This window comes from Parasutterella secunda (genome assembly GCF_023336895.1).
Taxonomy (GTDB): domain Bacteria; phylum Pseudomonadota; class Gammaproteobacteria; order Burkholderiales; family Burkholderiaceae_F; genus Aphodousia; species Aphodousia faecalis.
In genome coordinates this window covers 1-1,397 of the sequence record NZ_JAMBLT010000023.1, presented here as the reverse complement: position 1 = coordinate 1,397, position 1,397 = coordinate 1, and the positions used below count along the sequence as shown (strand labels likewise).

Sequence of the window (1,397 nt, the reverse complement as noted above, 5' to 3'; positions counted from 1 at the left end):
CTACAGATAACTATCACTTGCACCACAAAAGATTTCGAGACGAACCTTCTCCGGCGTCACAGCTTTTGGCTCTGACGCAAATGTAGGATTACTCTCCCCATTACTCGATGGTTTCAATATCACATATCCCGCGTCTCTCAGGAGCTGTTTCACACCTTCCAGAGTTTTAATCACCTCTGTCGGAATATGTTTTTCTTCTTCCAGGTCTGCGCATTGCAACAACAATGCGCTCATCACATCACGTTGTATCCACTCCGAGCTCTCACCCAAACTGTGCCAACGTTCATTGAGCGACTTCTTCCGATATTGATCCGTATACGGATCATATTGGCTAAGTTTTAATTTATAGGGTTTTACTTCAGTTACCTTTAAACCGGCGCTTTCAGCCTTGCTCTTCAGTCTTTCAATAAAACCCGAGATGCCGCTTTTACCTAAACTTTTTCCAAAATGACCTCTCTGAAAGGCCTTCCATTGGTTCTTTTCTACACGAATGTCTCCAGCCATGGACAGCAATAAATTGATGAGCTGTCCATGTTCACATCGACGAGTGGCCGCCGCTTTTCGATGGCATTCTTGTAAACGTTGGATGCGTTTTTCATAACCTTTTGTTTTCTTTAATACGCAACCCTTTCTTAATGTTCCGTCGCTTTCATAACAGTCCGGATTACTCTTTCTCAGACTCCTGTCCATTGAGCGTTGTATGCAACGTAACCTCTTTTCGTCTACTTGTGCGGTCGGAGACACTTTAATTTTCCCAGCCCAAACATCACTAAAAACAGCGATTGTTTGAGGTCCGGGATCAATTGATAGGCGTTCACTGGTTGACGCGTAGATATGCTTAATGGGTGCCTGCCCCTCTAAAACAACCTGCAAATAAAAGCGATTCTTTCCTTTGATTGTTTTGCGAACTAAACGGCAATATTTAACCTTTTTGAATCCGCTGCGACCTTCACTACGCAACGCCCTTTGAAGAAAGTCATCCTGAGGATCAATAAAGACACAATAGTCATGTTTGCACCAACTTAAAACAGATTTTTCAATATTAAATTTCAATCCTGTTTTATTGCTTTTGCCTTCAATGCTTCTTAATCCGCGACTGAGAGATTTGAATCGCGGACGGCCTCCAAGACCTAGCTTATAGCGATTAACTGCTTGGAAGACTCGCGTGGCGATTTTCTGTGTTTCATTGATCCCCAGCTCTGTTTTGCGTCCGCTCCTCTGGCGATGTTTAGCAATCACAGTATGCAAATCGTATTCGGTCAGTTGGTATTTCCTGTCCAATTTTCTGAATAGTTCAGACCTTTCTTTACCTTTAGGCATTAGGCAAGCTTTTTCCCATTCGCTATCTTGACGAAGTTGTTGCAACTGGCCCAAGGCAGTACCCAGGGTAGCATTAT

Annotated in this window: 1 protein-coding gene; it reads right to left on the bottom strand. The window is 43.3% G+C overall.

The window, feature by feature from the left end:
* Positions 1 to 1,397, bottom strand: a 1,397-nt coding sequence (locus M3080_RS09090) for a hypothetical protein (RefSeq protein ID WP_249092808.1), incomplete at its 5' end; no start/stop codon positions are given.